This window comes from Marinobacter sp. B-12 (assembly GCF_056857915.1).
Genome location: NZ_JBSXOB010000034.1, coordinates 78,569 through 94,769 on the forward strand (window position 1 = coordinate 78,569; position 16,201 = coordinate 94,769).

General features: G+C 58.8%; 14 protein-coding genes and 2 tRNA genes. 7 read left to right on the top strand and 9 right to left on the bottom strand.

Features of this window, described 5'->3' with window-relative positions:
* Window positions 1–63: 63 nt before the first annotated feature.
* From fdhF to AC13D2_RS04075, 4 genes are all read right to left on the bottom strand, one after another.
* Entirely contained in the window at window positions 64–2,934 is a 2,871-nt protein-coding gene (fdhF, locus tag AC13D2_RS04060) for a formate dehydrogenase subunit alpha (RefSeq protein WP_292048180.1), read from the bottom strand.
* A 12-nt stretch (window positions 2,935–2,946) separates the two neighbouring features.
* On the bottom strand, window positions 2,947–4,662 hold the full coding sequence (locus AC13D2_RS04065; RefSeq protein WP_292048182.1) for an NADH-ubiquinone oxidoreductase-F iron-sulfur binding region domain-containing protein: 1,716 nt from the start codon (window positions 4,660–4,662) through the stop codon (window positions 2,947–2,949).
* A gap of 266 nt (window positions 4,663–4,928) precedes the next feature.
* Window positions 4,929–5,002: transfer RNA gene (locus tag AC13D2_RS04070), tRNA-Cys, on the bottom strand.
* A 66-nt stretch (window positions 5,003–5,068) separates the two neighbouring features.
* Window positions 5,069–5,144, bottom strand: a tRNA-Gly gene (locus AC13D2_RS04075).
* Between the two features lie 182 nt (window positions 5,145–5,326).
* Between AC13D2_RS04075 and AC13D2_RS04080 the strand changes: the two genes are divergently transcribed.
* The 4 genes from AC13D2_RS04080 to AC13D2_RS04095 are packed head-to-tail and all read left to right on the top strand — an operon-like array spanning window position 5,327 to window position 8,802.
* Window positions 5,327–6,451 (top strand): MlaE family ABC transporter permease, encoded by a 1,125-nt coding sequence (locus AC13D2_RS04080; protein WP_300499951.1) that lies wholly within the window; start codon window positions 5,327–5,329, stop codon window positions 6,449–6,451.
* Complete coding sequence (locus AC13D2_RS04085) at window positions 6,451–7,242, top strand: ABC transporter ATP-binding protein (protein ID WP_292048184.1); 792 nt, start codon at window positions 6,451–6,453, stop codon at window positions 7,240–7,242. The genes AC13D2_RS04080 and AC13D2_RS04085 overlap by 1 nt, the downstream gene beginning before the upstream one ends.
* 1 nt (window position 7,243) lies before the next feature.
* Window positions 7,244–8,182: an MlaD family protein gene (locus AC13D2_RS04090; RefSeq protein ID WP_300499948.1), complete on the top strand. Its 939-nt coding sequence runs from the start codon at window positions 7,244–7,246 to the stop codon at window positions 8,180–8,182.
* Window positions 8,179–8,802 carry an ABC-type transport auxiliary lipoprotein family protein gene (locus AC13D2_RS04095; protein ID WP_482938244.1) on the top strand — a complete coding sequence of 208 codons (624 nt, stop codon included), beginning with the start codon at window positions 8,179–8,181 and terminating at the stop codon, window positions 8,800–8,802. The genes AC13D2_RS04090 and AC13D2_RS04095 overlap by 4 nt, the downstream gene beginning before the upstream one ends.
* Window positions 8,803–8,806: 4 nt before the next feature.
* Here AC13D2_RS04095 and pgsA read toward each other — a convergent pair whose 3' ends face one another.
* The 5 genes from pgsA to AC13D2_RS04120 form a co-directional block, all read right to left on the bottom strand.
* Complete coding sequence (gene pgsA, locus AC13D2_RS04100; protein WP_482938245.1) at window positions 8,807–9,364, bottom strand: CDP-diacylglycerol--glycerol-3-phosphate 3-phosphatidyltransferase; 558 nt, start codon at window positions 9,362–9,364, stop codon at window positions 8,807–8,809.
* A 7-nt stretch (window positions 9,365–9,371) separates the two neighbouring features.
* The gene (uvrC, locus tag AC13D2_RS04105) at window positions 9,372–11,249 is read right to left on the bottom strand and encodes an excinuclease ABC subunit UvrC (RefSeq protein ID WP_482938246.1); all 1,878 of its coding nucleotides are present in this window, start codon (window positions 11,247–11,249) and stop codon (window positions 9,372–9,374) included.
* Complete coding sequence (gene uvrY, locus AC13D2_RS04110) at window positions 11,233–11,895, bottom strand: UvrY/SirA/GacA family response regulator transcription factor (protein WP_007152306.1); 663 nt, start codon at window positions 11,893–11,895, stop codon at window positions 11,233–11,235. The genes uvrC and uvrY overlap by 17 nt, the downstream gene beginning before the upstream one ends.
* A gap of 110 nt (window positions 11,896–12,005) precedes the next feature.
* A complete protein-coding gene (locus AC13D2_RS04115; protein ID WP_420391098.1) occupies window positions 12,006–12,257 on the bottom strand; it encodes a hypothetical protein in 252 nt (83 codons plus the stop codon).
* 100 nt (window positions 12,258–12,357) lie between these two features.
* Window positions 12,358–13,965: a methyl-accepting chemotaxis protein gene (locus tag AC13D2_RS04120; RefSeq protein WP_420391097.1), complete on the bottom strand. Its 1,608-nt coding sequence runs from the start codon at window positions 13,963–13,965 to the stop codon at window positions 12,358–12,360.
* Window positions 13,966–14,176: 211 nt separating this feature from the next.
* Between AC13D2_RS04120 and AC13D2_RS04125 the strand changes: the two genes are divergently transcribed.
* From AC13D2_RS04125 to AC13D2_RS04135, 3 genes are read left to right on the top strand one after another with little or no spacing between them, the layout of a single operon-like run.
* Complete coding sequence (locus AC13D2_RS04125) at window positions 14,177–14,776, top strand: DUF938 domain-containing protein (protein WP_292048196.1); 600 nt, start codon at window positions 14,177–14,179, stop codon at window positions 14,774–14,776.
* 30 nt (window positions 14,777–14,806) lie between these two features.
* Window positions 14,807–15,082 carry an acylphosphatase gene (locus AC13D2_RS04130; protein ID WP_482938247.1) on the top strand — a complete coding sequence of 92 codons (276 nt, stop codon included), beginning with the start codon at window positions 14,807–14,809 and terminating at the stop codon, window positions 15,080–15,082.
* Window positions 15,083–15,093: 11 nt separating this feature from the next.
* The gene (locus AC13D2_RS04135) at window positions 15,094–16,041 is read left to right on the top strand and encodes an AEC family transporter (protein WP_292048200.1); all 948 of its coding nucleotides are present in this window, start codon (window positions 15,094–15,096) and stop codon (window positions 16,039–16,041) included.
* Window positions 16,042–16,201: the final 160 nt, after the last annotated feature.

Sequence of the window (16,201 nt, forward strand, 5' to 3'; positions counted from 1 at the left end):
TTGGACACGGGACAAGCGTTGCTTAGATCCAGATTAATTGCAAGCCCTCACCAACATATTCCATTACGCCGGGCTCAGACTGCACGCCGCATACTTGAACTCCGGAATCTTCCCGTAGGGGTCCAGAGCCGGGTTGGTGAGCAGGTTGGCTGCTGCCTCGACAAAAGCAAAGGGTATGAACACCATGCCCTCGGGCATGGCCTGATCGGCCCGCGCTGTGAGCGTAATGCTGCCACGACGGGTGTCAACCTGGATGGCATCACCCGGTGCGATGCCCAGACGAGCCAGCTCCGCGGGTGCCAGATAGGCAGCCGCTTCGGGCTCCCGCTCATCCAATACCCAGCTGCGACGGGTCATGGCGCCGGTGTGCCAGTGTTCAAGCAATCGCCCGGTGGTTAACACGATGGGATAGGCCTCGTCCACCGGCTCGTCTGGCGGTAGCGGCCGAGTCGGCGAGAATCTGGCCCGGCCTCCGGCGCGGGGGAAGGCATCAGAGAAGACAACATCCTGCCCCGGCTCATCGTCGGCCGGGCATGGATAGGTCACGGAACCTTCGCGCTCCAGGCGCGACCAGGAGATATGATCGAGCGAATGCATGCCGTGCTTCATTTCGTCGAACACCTGCTCGGGGCCGGCGTAGTTCCAACCCAGCCCGAAACGCCGGGCCACTTCCTGAATGATCCACCAGTCGGGCTTGGCCTGCCCCGGCGGCGCCAACGCGGCGCGGCCCATCTGCACTTGCCGGTTGGTGTTGGTGACGGTGCCGGATTTTTCCGACCAGGCAGCGGCAGGCAGGATGACGTCAGCAAACTGGGCAGTCTCCGTGACGAACAGGTCCTGCACCACCAGATGTTCCAGCGCGCCAAGTGCGGCCCGGGCGTGGGTCAGATCCGGGTCGGACATCGCGGGGTTTTCGCCGAGGATGTACATGCCCTTGATGGTGCCCGCCGTGATGGCGTCCATAATCTCCACAACCGTCAGCCCAGGCTCAGGATCCAGCTCGGTGTTCCAGAGTTCTTCGAAGGCGGCGCGCAGCTGGGTGTCTCCCACCGGTTGATAGTCGGGCAGTACCATCGGGATCAGGCCGGCGTCGGAGGCGCCCTGAACGTTGTTTTGCCCTCGCAATGGGTGCAGACCGGTGCCGGGCCGGCCCGTTTGGCCGCAGGTCAGGGCCATTGAGATCAGGCAGCGGGCGTTGTCGGTGCCGTGCACGTGCTGGGATATGCCCATGCCCCAGAAGATCATCGCGCTTTCGGCGCCTGCGTAGGCTCTGGCTACTTCACGAATGGTCTCGGGATCAACGCCGCAGAGCGGGCTCATGACCTCCGGGGTCATATCCACGACACTGGCTGCCAGTGCTTCGAAGCCCTCGGTGTGGGCATCAATGTAGGCCTGGTCGAAGAGCCCTTCGTCGATGACCACGTGGAGCATGGCATTGAACAGTGCCACATCGCCGCCCGGCGAAAAACGAAGGCTGCGCCAGGCATAGGCATCCAGGGCCTGGCCCCGGGGATCGATGATGATCAGTTTGGTTCCGTTTCGGGCCGCCTGTTTGAAGTAGGTGGCGGCCACCGGGTGGTTCACGGCCGGGTTGCAGCCGGTGAGGATGACCACATCGGCCTGAAGCGCCTGCATGAAGGAGGCGGTCACCGCGCCGGAACCGAGGCATTCCATCAGCGCCGCCACAGAACTGGCGTGGCAGAGCCGTGTGCAGTGATCAACGTGATTGGAGCCGAAACCGGTACGCACCAGTTTCTGGAACAGCCAGGCTTCTTCGTTGGAGCACTTGGCGCTGCCAAAGCCGGCGAGTGCGCTCGGGCCATGTTGGCCTTTGAGTTCCGTCAGCCCGGTTGCGGCAAATTCCAGTGCCTCTTCCCAACTCGCCTCGCGAAAATGCGTTAAGGGATTGGCCGGATCAAAGTCAGGGTCGACGCCCTTGGGCGCGCCCTCCCTGCGGATCAGTGGCCGGGTAAGCCTTGCCGGGTGCGAGGGATAATCGAAGCCAAAGCGGCCTTTGACACAAAGCCGGCCCTGGTTGGAGGGGCCGTCCCTGCCTTCAACATAGAGGATACGCCCTCGTTGCCCGTTCTCCCCTTCCTCGGCGTTAGAAGGCTCGTCTTTGACGTGATAGGTGAGCTGGCAGCCCACGCCGCAATAGGGGCAGACGGAATCCACCGTGCGGTCGGCTTGGGCGGAATCGCCACGGCCTTCCACATCAATCAGGGTGGCGGGCATCAGCGCCCCTGTCGGGCAGGCCTGTACGCATTCGCCACAAGCAACGCAGGTGCTGTCGCCCATAGGGTCGTCGAAGTCGAAGATGACTTTGGACGCGGCGCCCCGGTGCGCCAGGCCGATCACGTCATTGCCCTGAACTTCCCGGCAGGCACGCTCGCACAAGCCGCAGGTGATGCAGGCGTCCAGGTTGACGTTCATGGCCGAATGGGTAGCGTCCTGGCCCCTAGCGTGGGGCAGCGTATTGGACCTGGGTTCGACATGATGAACCGTGGGCGCGTTTCGATCTGAACGGGCCGGGATTCGCTGGCGCACAGAACCGGCGTCGATGGCCAGTTGATCCGCCGTATCCCACAGGTGGCTGGAGCGATCCGGACTGTCTGGGTGTGCGGGCTGATCCGCCGTCAACAATTCCAGCACCGCTTTGCGGGCCGCCTGAACCCGACCTGAGCCCGCACTGCGCACTACCATGCCGGGGGCCGCCTCGCGGATGCAGCTTGCGGCGAGTACCCGCTCGCCCTCCACTTCCACCATGCAGGCGCGGCAATTGCCATCCGCGCGGTAACCGGGAGCGTCTTTGAAGCACAGGTGCGGGATGGTCTCGCCGGCGCGCTTGGCCACCTGCCAGAGGGTTTCGCCGGGGTAGGCCTGAACATCAACGTCGTCCAGTGTCAGGGTGAAGCTTGTATTCGCATCGCTCATGGCTGCATCCCCCTACCCTTTAGCGATCAGATTCTGGCTGGCGAGTTCGCTGCGAAAATCCCGAAGCAGGCTCAACACCGGATTGGGTGCGGCCTGGCCCAGGCCGCAGATGGAAGCATCTGCCATCACCCCGGCCAGTTGCTGAAGGGTTTCCTCATCCCAGGTTTTGCGTTCCAGCAAGGTGAGCATTTTCTCGGTGCCTACACGGCAGGGAGTGCACTGCCCGCAGGATTCATCGGCAAAAAAGCCCAAAAGGTTGGAAGCTGCGGCTTGCAAATCGTCCTGATCAGACAACACGATCACCGCGGCGGAGCCGATAAAACAGCCATGCTCCTGCAGGGTGTCGAAGTCCAGAGGGATGTCTGCTTTGCTGGCGGGCAATATCCCGCCGGAGGCCCCGCCGGGCAGATAGGCCAGCAGGCGGTGCCCTTCCGCCATGCCACCGCAATATTCGTCGATCAACTCATTGAGCGTGATCCCCGCCGGAGCAAGGTGAACGCCGGGCTTTGCCACTCGCCCGGAGACCGAAAAGCTGCGTAATCCCTTGCGGCCGTGCCGCCCCTGACTGGCGAACCATTCGGCGCCCTTGGCGTGAATGCGCGGGATCCAATACACCGTCTCGACGTTGTTAACGAGGGTGGGCTGATCAAACAGTCCTTTCTGGGCGACTAACGGCGGTCGATGGCGTGGCTTGCCGGGTTTGCCCTCCAGGGACTCGATGAGGGCGGATTCCTCACCGCAGATGTAGGCGCCCGCGCCACGACGCAGGATAACAAAGCCCGGCTCGACGATTCCGGCCGCCTCGAGCTCGGCAACGGCATCTTTCAGAACACCGTGCAGACCGGGGTATTCGTCCCGTAAATAGATGTAGAGTGCCTGCGCCTCGACGGCCCAGGCACTGACCAGAGCCCCCTCGAGGAAAACGTGGGGTTCGCGTTCCAGGAAATAACGGTCCTTGAAGGTACCCGGCTCGCCTTCGTCGGCGTTGATCACCGCATACCTGGGCCCGGGCTCGGCCCGCACCGCCTGCCATTTACGGAAGGTGGGAAATCCTGCACCACCCAGTCCGCGCAATCCGGCGAGTTCGAGTTCCTTTGCCAGTGAATCAACGCTCTCACGGCCTTCATGACAATCCATCAACAGTCCATAACCGCCGGTGGAACGGTAATCCGCCAGACGTTGCCACTGGATGTCTTCCGGGTGAATCTGGCCCTGTTCTACCGCCGCACCCACATTCTGGGCATTGGCATGGCAAACGTGATGATGGCCGACTTCAACCACTGGCGCCGTGTCACAGCGCCCCATGCAGGGGGCACGCCGCACACGCACCCTGGCGGGATCAGCGCCGTCAGAGAGCGCCTGATGCAGCGCCTCTGCTCCGGCCAGTTGGCACGAAAGCGAATCACATACCCGTAGAGTTATTGCCGGTGGCGGCGCTTGTTCATCGTGAATCACGTCGAAATGGGCGTAGAAGGTGGCCGTTTCGTAAATGGCGGCCATGGGCAGATTCATGAACGAGGCCAGGGCCCGGAGGTGGGGCATGGAAAGGTAACCGCAGGCATCCTGAACAACATGCAGATGTTCGATCAGACGATCGCGGTGGCGCAATGACGAATCAACGCGTTCGTCACCGATAAGGTCCCGCAGCTCCGACAATAAAGTCGGTTCCAGTTGACGGCCCCGAAGAGCGGAGCGCCGGCGTTTGACCATCTTTTCGTCTGTGCTCATTGTTGTTGACCAGGCGCCGAGGAGCAGAAGACAGCCTTGTTGGCTGGCCTGACTATGTAACAGTCATTGAAGCATACCCGGCAGGATTGCCGCCAGCAGCCTGTCGGACTTGCACCGAACAACGTCGTTTTTAGTTAGGCTGTTTATTTGGCTCGAGGCTCAGACCGTTACACCACGACCCAAAGCCGCCACTGGAAACGGGCATGAGGCGCGACCGGCCATCGGCAGAATACGTTAAGGACACTAATCAGGGGTAAAGAAAATAATGGAGGCGCGGGTCGGAATCGAACCGGCGTACACGGAGTTGCAGTCCGCTGCATAACCACTCTGCCACCGCGCCGGTAAAAGTTCGAAGGGGGTTCGATACTTTTATGCTCTCAGGTGGGCATTGAGAGACTGTGTTGATTGGAGCGGGAAACGAGATTCGAACTCGCGACCCCAACCTTGGCAAGGTTGTGCTCTACCAACTGAGCTATTCCCGCTTGATCAACGAGGGCGTATTCTACGGATTAGGCCGTTTGCGTCAACCACTTTTTTCAACTTTCTGTTTTAGTTCAGATTCTGATCGATTGCAGCTGAAAGCAGCAGCCCCCCTTTCGGGAATTTGAGCTAGTATCACGGTACACCCATCGCCAATTCTCAAGAATGGAGACAGGATTTCCAGATGCCCTCCCCTGGCAAGCTTGAATTCCAGAACGGCCAACTGATCGTATCGGGCGACTGGACGCTTCCGAACTACGGCAGCTTGAAGCAGGATGTCCAAAACGCCGTTTTAAAGGAGGTGCCTGACGGGCATTCCGTCAATCTGGCAACCATCAATGCGCTGGATACGGCCGGCGCGTCCCTTCTGGTGGACCTTTTGGGTGCTCATGAACTCCATGAGCTTACCGAGCAGACCCCCGAACTATCCAGCGAACGCCAGGAACTGCTGCGCCTGGTTGCCAACGCGATGGCCAGCCCTGAAGGCGAAAAGGCCTTCCGCTCCAACCCGATCACTGAGTTCCTGGCCGGTATTGGCGAAAACATCGAAGACTTTTGGCATCAACAACGGCTGTTGATTGGGTTTACCGGCCAGATACTGGCGACATTGGCGAGCATCCTTGCAACGCCCTGGCGCTGGCGGATCACGTCTCTGGTGGCCCATGTTCATCAGACCGGGCTGAACGCCCTTCCCATCGTGGCGTTGCTGACATTTCTGGTGGGCGCGGTGGTTGCGTTTCTGGGCGCCACCATTCTGGATGACTTTGGCGCCACCATTTACACCGTTAACCTGGTGGCCTTCTCGTTCCTGCGGGAATTCGGTGTTCTGCTGGCCGCCATCCTTCTGGCCGGCCGCACTGCCAGCGCTTTTACCGCGCAACTCGGGTCCATGAAAGCCAACGAGGAGATCGACGCCCTGCGCACGTTCGGCCTCAGCCCCGTTGAACTGTTGGTTATCCCACGGGTGCTGGCGATGGTAATTTCACTGCCGATACTGACCTTCGTGGGCATGATCAGCGGTATTATTGGTGGTTCGGTAGTGTGCATCCTGGCGCTGGATATCTCCGTGCCGCAAATCCTGAATATCCTCGAAACCAAGGTAAAGGTTGTCCACCTTCTGGTTGGGCTGGGAAAGGCCCCGGTCTTTGCGTTTGTGATTGCCGTGATCGGTTGCCTCGAAGGCTTCAAAGCCAGCGGAAGTGCCCAGTCCGTCGGTGAGCACACCACCTCCGCCGTGGTACAGTCGATTTTTATGGTCATTCTGCTGGATTCGATAGCAGCCATATTCTTCATGGAAATGGGGTGGTGATGGACGGCACCGCGCACCGTGAGGTGATCATTAGCGTCAGGGGTCTGTGTAACCGTTTCGGTAGCCACGAAGTACACACGGATCTCGATCTTGACCTTTTCCACCGGGAAATACTGGGGGTGGTTGGCGGCTCCGGAACGGGCAAATCAGTGCTGCTCAGAAGCATTGTTGGGCTTCGCTCTCCGGATTCAGGGACCATTGAGGTCTTTGGTGAACAACTGCAGGCCCTCTCTCAACAACAACGCTCCCGGATAGAGCGGCGCTTTGGCGTGCTGTTTCAGAGCGGTGCGCTGTTCAGTTCCCTGACACTCCAGGAAAACGTTGCCCTTCCGCTGATTGAACACGCCAGGCTGTCCCGTGTAGATGCGGAACATCTGGCCCGGGTAAAGCTCGCATTGGTCGGTCTGCCAGCCAACGCGTCCGGAAAATACCCGGCCCAGCTGTCGGGTGGCATGGTCAAGAGAGCCTCGCTCGCAAGAGCCCTGGCCCTGGACCCGGAGGTGTTGTTCCTGGACGAGCCCACGGCCGGGCTCGATCCTATCGGAGCGGCCGCCTTTGACCGTTTGATTGTTACGCTCCGAGACGCCCTTGGCTTCAGCGTGTTTCTGGTGACTCACGATCTGGACACGCTTTACACCACCTGTGACCGGGTGGCCGTGTTAGCCTCGCGGAGCGTACTGGTGGCGGACCGGCTGGCGGTGGTTGAGGCCACAGACGACCCCTGGATCCGCGATTACTTCCATGGGCCGCGGGGCCGGACAGCAGCGACGACGCGAGGAGAGGCACGCTGATATGGAACCCAGAGCACATCACGTCCTGATTGGACTGTTCACGCTGATTGCACTTGCCAGCGCCCTAGCGTTCGCCCTGTGGCTGGGCCAGGCGGGCAACGACCGCGATTACGCCTGGTATGAAATCGTTTTCGACCGGGGCGTCAGCGGGCTCTCTGAAGGCAGCCCGGTCAAATACAGTGGCATTGAAGTGGGCGACGTGGCCGAACTGAGCCTCGACCCAAGTGACCCGCGCAACGTCAGGGCGTTGATTCGGGTATACGACGATGTACCGATCAAGGAGGACACCCGAGCTGGCCTGGCGCTAACCAATATTACCGGCAGCATGAACATTGAACTGAAGGGCGGCACGCCCGGGAGTCGAACGCTGACAGGAAGCCGTGAATCCCCACCGACGATACCGGCAGAGCCCTCGGCCTTTACCACCCTAGTGGCATCCAGTGAGGAGCTGTTTGCCAAAATCGATCAATTCCTCACCAATGCCAACGCCATGGTGTCTGGGGAAAACACCCGCAACCTTACCCGCAGCCTCAGGAATATTGAGGCCGTTTCGTCAGGATTGATGGATCAACGCAGCGAACTGAGCAATCTGGTGACAAGCTTTGATCAACTCAGCGTGCAAACAGAGGCCACGCTGGAAACCTTTCGTCAATTTGGCAACACAGCAAACAACCTGCTCGATAAGGAGGGCCGCCAGTTGATGACCACTGCCCAGAGCGCCATGGACTCACTGGAAACCGCTACCGCGCGGCTGGAAGCACTCACTGCCCGCAACGAAGGCTCCCTGGACCAGGGAATGCAGGGTATCGGTGAACTGGCGCCGGCGATGCGTGAACTGAGATCAACGCTGAAGAACCTGGACAGCCTGATCCACCGCCTGGAGGAAGACCCGACCGGCCTTCTTCTGGGCCGCGAGCCGATACAGGAGTTCAATCCATGACACTGATTGCATCACGGGTTGCATCACGGGCGCTGCTCTGCATGACCGTCGCAGCCATGTTATCCGCTTGCACCCTGTTCCCGGATCGACCGGCCAATCGACTATTCCAGTTACCTGCTTCCACGGTTGAGGAATCAATCACTGGCAACAAACCGTTCAGCACGACCCTTCGGTTCGTGACGCCTCTGGCCGAAGGCCCTGTTGATAGCTCGCGAATCCTGGTGAAGCCGGAGGGCAACGAAATAAAGGCCTATCAGGGTGCGCGCTGGAGTAACAAGTCCCCCATCCTGGTTCGGGACCAACTGATCGACGCCTTTCGCCGGGATGGCCGCTTCGCGGGCATTATTACTGGTACCAGTCCGGCCCGCAGTGATCTGACCATGGCCGGAGAGCTCAGTGCGTTCCAGAGCGAGTATCAGGACGGTATGCCAGTAGCGCTGATACGGCTGGACCTGCATCTCATCGACGAGCGCACACGCAATACCCTTGCCAGCAAACGCTTTGAGTACCGGCATCCGGCGAGCGGGAAGCAAGTCGAAGCAATCGTGGAGGCGTTTGGCGAGGCCAGCAACGCGCTGGCCCACGAGGTGATCCGATGGGCGATTGAACAACGCCCCTAACCCGTCAACTCTGGTGCTTTTCCGGAAAAAGATCGGGCCAGGCGGCCTTGAGATAGAGAATCATCGACCAGAATGTCAGTACTGCCGCAACGTACAACAGGGCCGTGCCGGCCTGAGCCCAGACGACACCAGGAGGAAACGCCAGCAGCATGATAATGGCCACCATCTGCGCCGTTGTCTTGATCTTGCCTATGTAGGAAACCGCCACACTTGCGCGGCTGCCAATTTCCGCCATCCACTCCCGCAATGCTGAAATCACGATTTCCCGACCGATAATCACGGTGGCAGGAACCGTCAGAATTAAACTCGCGTGGGCTTCAATCAACACGGTCAGCGCTACCGCCACCATGAGCTTGTCGGCGACGGGGTCCAGGAACGCCCCAAACGGCGTGCTCTGGTTCAGTTTGCGCGCCAGATAGCCATCCAGCCAGTCCGTCGCCGCCGCCAGCGCAAACAGGCCGGCACTGACGAGATAGCTCCATTGCGCCGGCAGGTAGTAGATAATCACGAAAACCGGGATCATCAGAATCCGGGAAAGGGTGAGAATGTTCGGTAAATTCATGCTATCCCTACTCGTCATGCAGTACTGCGTAGATGGTTTCTGCCAGGTTCCTGCTGATTCCCTGAACCTTGGACATTTCGTCGATACTCGCCTTGCGTAGCTCCTGGATACCGCCAAAATAACGTATCAGATCGCGGCGGCGCTTGGGCCCTACGCCCTCGATTCCTTCAAGGGTGGATTGCCGGCGTTTCTTGTCACGCCGGGCGCGATGACCAGTGATGGCGAAACGGTGCGACTCGTCACGGATATGCTGGATCAGATGCAGTGCCGGGGAGTCCGCGGGAACCCGATAGAGGTCACCGGTCATGGCGTCAATCAACTGTTCCATCCCCGCACGCCGGGTGACACCTTTGGCAACACCAATCAACGGAATGTCCGTAACGCCAAGTTCATCAAACACTTCCCGGGCAATGTTCAACTGGCCCTTACCACCGTCGATGAACACCAGGTCCGGGCGCTTGCCCTCACCCGCCACCATGCGCTTATACCGGCGCGTCAGAACCTGACGCATGGCTCCGTAGTCATCGCCGCCGGTGACACCCTCGATATTGTAGAGCCGGTAGTCGCTTTTCAGCGGCCCATTCTCGTCGAAAACCACGCAGGATGCGACCGTGTTTTCACCATGGCTGTGGCTGATGTCAAAACATTCCATGCGCGACGGTGTTTCCGCCAGATCCAGCAGATCCCGCAGGGCCAGAAGGCGACGATAGACTGTTTCCTTGCTGGCCAGGTGGGTCAACAGTGTCTGCCTGGCATTGGTCATAGCCAGATCCAGCCAGCGTCGGCGCTCCCCGCGTACATTCTTGCGTACTCGTGTGTCACGCCCGGCGGACTCCGTCAACGCCTGTGACAACAGTTCCTGCCCGTCGACATCCACTGGCACCAGGATATCCGGCGGAATTTCCCGGCGGGTGCTACCGCCAAAATAATACTGCCCCAGAAAAGCACTTAACAACTCAGCCTCGGACTGTTCAATGCTGTATCGCGGAAAATAGTCCTTGGTACCGAGCACGCGCCCGCCGCGCACGATGATCACCACGATGCACACAACACCAGCATCTTGAGCAATGGCAACCACATCGGCATCGCCCCCTTCGCCGTCCACACTTTGCTGTTCCTGAACGTGTCGCAGGTGGTTGATCTGGTCGCGGTAGACACCGGCTTTCTCGAACTCCAGATTCTTCGCCGCAGTCTCCATGGCCGCCATCAGATCCTGCAGGATCGCCGGGTTCTTGCCTTCGAGGAACATGGTGGCGTGGCGCATGTCTTCCCGATAATCCTCCGGCGAGATAAAGCCGACACAGGGTGCCGTGCAACGGTTGATCTGGTATTGCAGGCAAGGCCGGGTCCTGTTTCTGAAATAGCTTTCACTACAGGATCTTATACGGAATATCTTTTGTAGAATGTTAAGACTTTCCTTGACCGCTCCAGAGCTCGGAAACGGTCCATACCAGGTACCCCCGCCTTTCTTTGTGCGCCCCCGGCGAAATGTCAGGGACGGATAATCATCGTGTGAAGACAGATAAATATAGGGATAGGATTTGTCATCCCGCAGCAGGATGTTGTAAGGCGGCCGCAGGGATTTGATCAGGTTCTGTTCGAGCAGCAGCGCTTCAGTCTCACTGCCGGTGATGGTGACTTCGATGGAATTGATTCGGGCGACCAGGGCTTCCGTCTTGGGCGCCAGGCCGGACTTGCGGAAATAGCTGGTAACACGCTTTTTGAGGTTCCGGGCCTTGCCCACATACAGCACGTTGCCGGCGGTGTCGTACATTCGGTACACACCCGGCCGCTCGGTCAACTGTTTCAGGAAGCTTTTGGTATCGAACTCCCTGCTGTTCCCTGCCTCGGCAGCGTCGGCCGGAGCGTCAGACCTTGTCGGCATCGAGCAACCCGAGCCTGACCGCCATCAGCGCCAACTCAACGTCACTGGAAATCTCCAGTTTCTCGAAAATGCGATAACGGTAACTGTTCACGGTTTTGGGACTGAGGCAAAGCTTGTCGGAAATGTCCTGCACTTTCTGGCAGTCCACCACCATCATGGCGATCTGCATTTCCCGTTCGGACAAACGGTCGAACAGGGATAGCTCACCATCTTCGTCCCGAGCGTCGCCACCGAGCTGCTTGAGCGCCATTTTCTGGGCGATTTCCGGGCTGATGTAACGCTGCCCGGAATGCGCCATGCGGATGGCACGAACCATTTCCCGGATGTCGGCGCCCTTGGTGATATAAGCCGATGCGCCGGCCTGCATCACCCTGGTTGGATAGGGGTCGTCGGCACAGGCAGTCACTACGATCACCCGCACAGCGTCGTCAATACGCAGGATGCGCCTTGTCGCTTCCAGCCCACCGATACCGGGCATGCGGATATCCATCAACACGATATCGGGGCTGTCCTTACGCACAGAGTCAATGGCATCCTCGCCCGAAGATGCTTCGCCGATGACGTCAATATCGGGGTTGTCCGCCAGCATCCGGGTAATACCGGACCTGACCAGTTCATGGTCGTCTACAACCAATACCCTGATCAAAACTCACCTCGCACGCGGCTTTTATGGGAATTTACGAATTGTACCGGTTAAGGGTTGCCGACGGTAGGTGCATCCGTCAATACCGTGACCCACTGGTCAGGAAACAACCCTCAGCGTGGCACGCCCAGGCTTGCGGTATTCTCTACCGGGTCGAACCAGACCACCAGATCCCGTCGCCGAACCGCCGATTTTACCCGCTCACGCTCCGCCATCGGGTTCTCGGTGTCGTTCAGCCCGTGGTACCGCGTGCAGTATTCGTCGACCAGCCCGTCAAGCTGGTCCTCTGAAAGCAACTCCACATCCACTACGAACTTCTCTTCACGCGGGTCTGGCTGGGGCTCTTGGCCTGCTTCGTCGGTCATGTTCGATTCCACCTCAAAGCGGCCATGGTAATGGGTTTGACGGGGCTGTAGAAGACCGATTACGGGCCTTTTTAGTCAACACTGATCATGGGCCGAAGGATCAGGCTGCCTTAAATCGTGAGATCAGCTGACGCATGGTGACTGATTCCTGTCGCAGGTGTTCGCTGATCTGGCGGGTATTATCAACGCTGGTAATCAAAGAGCCTGAGCTGTCATCAAGCGCTCTGGACCGTCGCCCAACGCGATCAATCTCCTCCCTCTGAACGGCAACCGCGTTCCCAATTTCAGCACTGCGGTTTTCCAACTCCGTAAACTGGCTCCCCAGCCGCTCCAGGTGGTTTTTCAGCGCATCAAGGTTTCGTCGGTTCGTGCCCCCAGCGTCCCGCATTGCATCCAGCAGGCCCTCAACGCCGGAAACCCCGGTTAGCAGGTCGGTCACCCACTGGCGGATTTCCCTGGTGGAATCGGACGTACGCCGCGACAGGGTGCGCACTTCGTCTGCCACCACGGCAAATCCCCGACCGTGTTCGCCGGCACGGGCCGCTTCAATCGCCGCGTTCAGGGCCAGCAAGTTGGTCTGCTCTGCAATATCAGCAATGACGCCGATCACGCTCTCAATCTTGCCGGAGGATTCGCTCAATGCCTGTATGGAACGGGACACCCGTCCAATCACCTCGACGGTGTGTTCGGCGGCTTGCTCACTGTTTCTGAGCCCTTCCTGAACGACCGCATTGGCCGCCACGGCGTCTCGAACGGTCGTGGCCGAGTTTTCGGTGGCCAAATCAATGGCTGACGCCTGGTTGGCAATCGCCGCCATGGACTGGCTGACATCATGGATCTGCCGGCGGGTGGTATCGGTGGACGCCTGCACGCCTTCGGCCTGGGAATCCAGTGACATGGATCGGTCATTGATACTGTGGGCAGCCGTCCTCACTTCTCCGATAAAGAGCTCAAAACGGCTGACCAACCCTACCAACGCGCGGGTCACACCAGCCACTTCATCATGCCCGGTAATAACCGGACGCCGGGAGAGATCCGAGGTTTCGTCCATTTCCCTGAGCCCGGACTCCAGCAACTGCAGACGGCCAATCACTGAACGCCGAAGCCAAAGCGTCATCAAGACCACAGACATCAGGAAAACAGCCGAGCCCGCCAACAGCCAGATTTTCTGAGCATCCAGGAAAGCCAGCAGGTCCTGGCTACTGATTTCAATGGTTGTACGGCTGGATTCCTTACGGTTGTTGATCGCCGCCAGCATGGGGCCGAGTGCCGGAAACAGATCAAAATCGACCACCTGCCCTACTCGATAGTAGCTACGTCCTTCAATACCGGGCCTCATGGATTCGATGAGTGCCAGCACGCTTTCAAACAACGCTCGATTTTCCGTCGCCCACTCGCTCAGCCCCGCATCATCCTCGATAGAGCGCCAGTGCTCTGGCAACGCCGCTGTCAAAGCCTGGAATTCCACATCGATTTCATCCCAGAGCATCAGCTGTGCCTTGATTTTGTAGGCGAGATCCTGCAGCCGGCGATGGCCCTGTTCAAGGTCTTCCAGCAGCCACGACTCCGAGAGATTTTCCCGAACCAATGCCTCTGACGCAGACTCCGCACGAGTCATAATGCTCCATGACAGGACCGCCAACGCGGCCAAAGCAAACACTGAAAGAAAGGAAAAGAACAGAATACGGCTGCGGACAGTTCTGAGCATGGTATCTCCACTGGGGGTAGCGTCCAATGGAGCTTATGCCTGTTTTATGACATTTTTATGTCGTTAAAAACACCATTTTTAAGTCAAAATGCGTTTTATAGACCATTACCGAATGTCCGACACGCGGGAAATCCCCTACTCTCATTCTTTTACCCATAGCCTTCTGCAGGATATCCTTTGGACTGATATGGAACCCGAACAGGCGTAAACGATGGTCGACAGCAAGCCCTTCTCACAGGCCTGTCAAAACAACAGGCAACCAATACTGGAGCGCATTAAAGCGGTATTCACCGAGCCGGCCACCATATTGGAGATCGGTACGGGAACGGGGCAGCACGCCGTTTATTTCGCAGCAGAGCTCTCCCACTTGACGTGGCAACCCAGTGATCGGCCTGGAGGCGCTGGTCATTCCCTGGGCTGGATCCAGGAGGCCGCCCTTGCCAATATCCGTCCACCACTTGAATTGGATGTTTCCCTGGGAAACTGGCCGATAGACACCATCGATGGGGCCTATTCCGCCAACACGGCTCACATCATGTCGTGGGAAGAGGTGGAGGCAATGTTTGCAGGCCTGGCTAAACGCCTCATTGCGGGCGGCCTGTTCTGCCTCTATGGGCCGTTTAACTATGAGGGACAGTTTACCAGCGACAGCAATCGCCAGTTTGATCACTACCTGCGAAATCAGGCCTCCCATATGGGCATCCGTAATATGGATGACATGCTCGAACTCGCAGGGCGGGTTCGGTTCGGGCTTGAAAGCGATTTCGATATGCCTGCCAACAATCGACTGCTGGTATGGCGTAAACTGTAAACAGCTAATCGATTCAGGAGGGATCACGCAATGAGCCACCAGAGACTCACGATGCTGATTAGCGGCAAGGTTCAGGGCGTCTGCTATCGCGCCTCCGCGGCTAACATGGCAACCAGCCTGGGTGTCACCGGTTACGCCAGAAACCTGCCGGATGGCCGCGTGGAAATCGTTGCGGAGGGCTCACCGGCGTCACTGATTTCACTCAGACAGTGGTGTCGAGACGGCCCTCCCTCGGCCATCGTCGACAAAATCAACGCCACCGAAGGCTCTGCAACCGGTGAGTTCAACAACTTTGGAGTTCGGTAACCACCGGCTGGATGACACTACTCGGAACATTTCTTCATACCCTGGAGACCACACTGCCGGTATTCGCCATGGTGTTTATCGGCCTTGGCCTCAGACGCCTGGGCTGGATAGACACCAGTTTCATCAACACGGCGTCGGCGCTGGTCTTCCGCGCTACACTGCCCACCCTGGTATTCCTGAGTATTGTGCGGGCAGATCTGGATACTACCCTCAACCCTGCACTGCTTGGATTCTTCGTAGCCGCCACCCTCGCCAGTTTTCTGTTCTGCTGGCTTTGGGCCATGCGTGCCGCACCATCAACTGACCGAGGTGTGTATGTCCAGGGCGCTTTCAGAGGCAACTGCGGTATCGTAGGCCTTGCCCTGGCGGCCAGCCTCTATGGCGACTTCGGCCTTTCAGCCGGAGGCCTCCTGCTGGGCGTGGTCATTATTTCTTACAACGCACTCTCTGTGGTCGTCCTGACGGCCTATCAGCCGGGTCAGGCGACCAGTTGGGGACGTATCCTCGGGGACATCGGGCGCAACCCTCTCATCCTGGCCGTCGTGGTCGCTGTTCCCTTTGCCTGGTCCGGGCTGCAACTGCCTAACTGGCTAATGACCAGTGGGGATTATTTCGCGTCACTTACCTTGCCGCTAGCGCTGATGTGCATTGGCGGAACGCTGTCCTTGAGCGCCATGCGTACCGATCGCAAGCTCGCGATCAGTGCAAGTGTGATGAAGATGGTGACGTTACCGGTATTGTGCACATTTGCTGCCTGGCTGGCCGGGTTTGAAGGGCGGGAACTTGGGCTGATGTTCCTGTTCTTCGCCAGCCCGACAGCAGCCGCCAGTTTTGTCATGGTCAAGGCACTGGGCGGCAACGACCGCCTGGCGGCCAATATCGTGGCCCTGACCACATTGATGGCCAGTGTGACGGTTACCGCCGGGGTGTTTGTGTTGCGGACGGCTGGGGTGGCTTGAGAAGAAAAACTCCCAATTAGCATCGAGTAGGAGGGGGAGTTACCTCCCCCGTCCTCTCACACCACCGGGCATACGGTTCCGTACCACGGCGGTTCATGATTGGCTCTGAAGCCGAACCATCGTATCCAGCAAGCTTACCAGAGACAGACGGTCAAACACC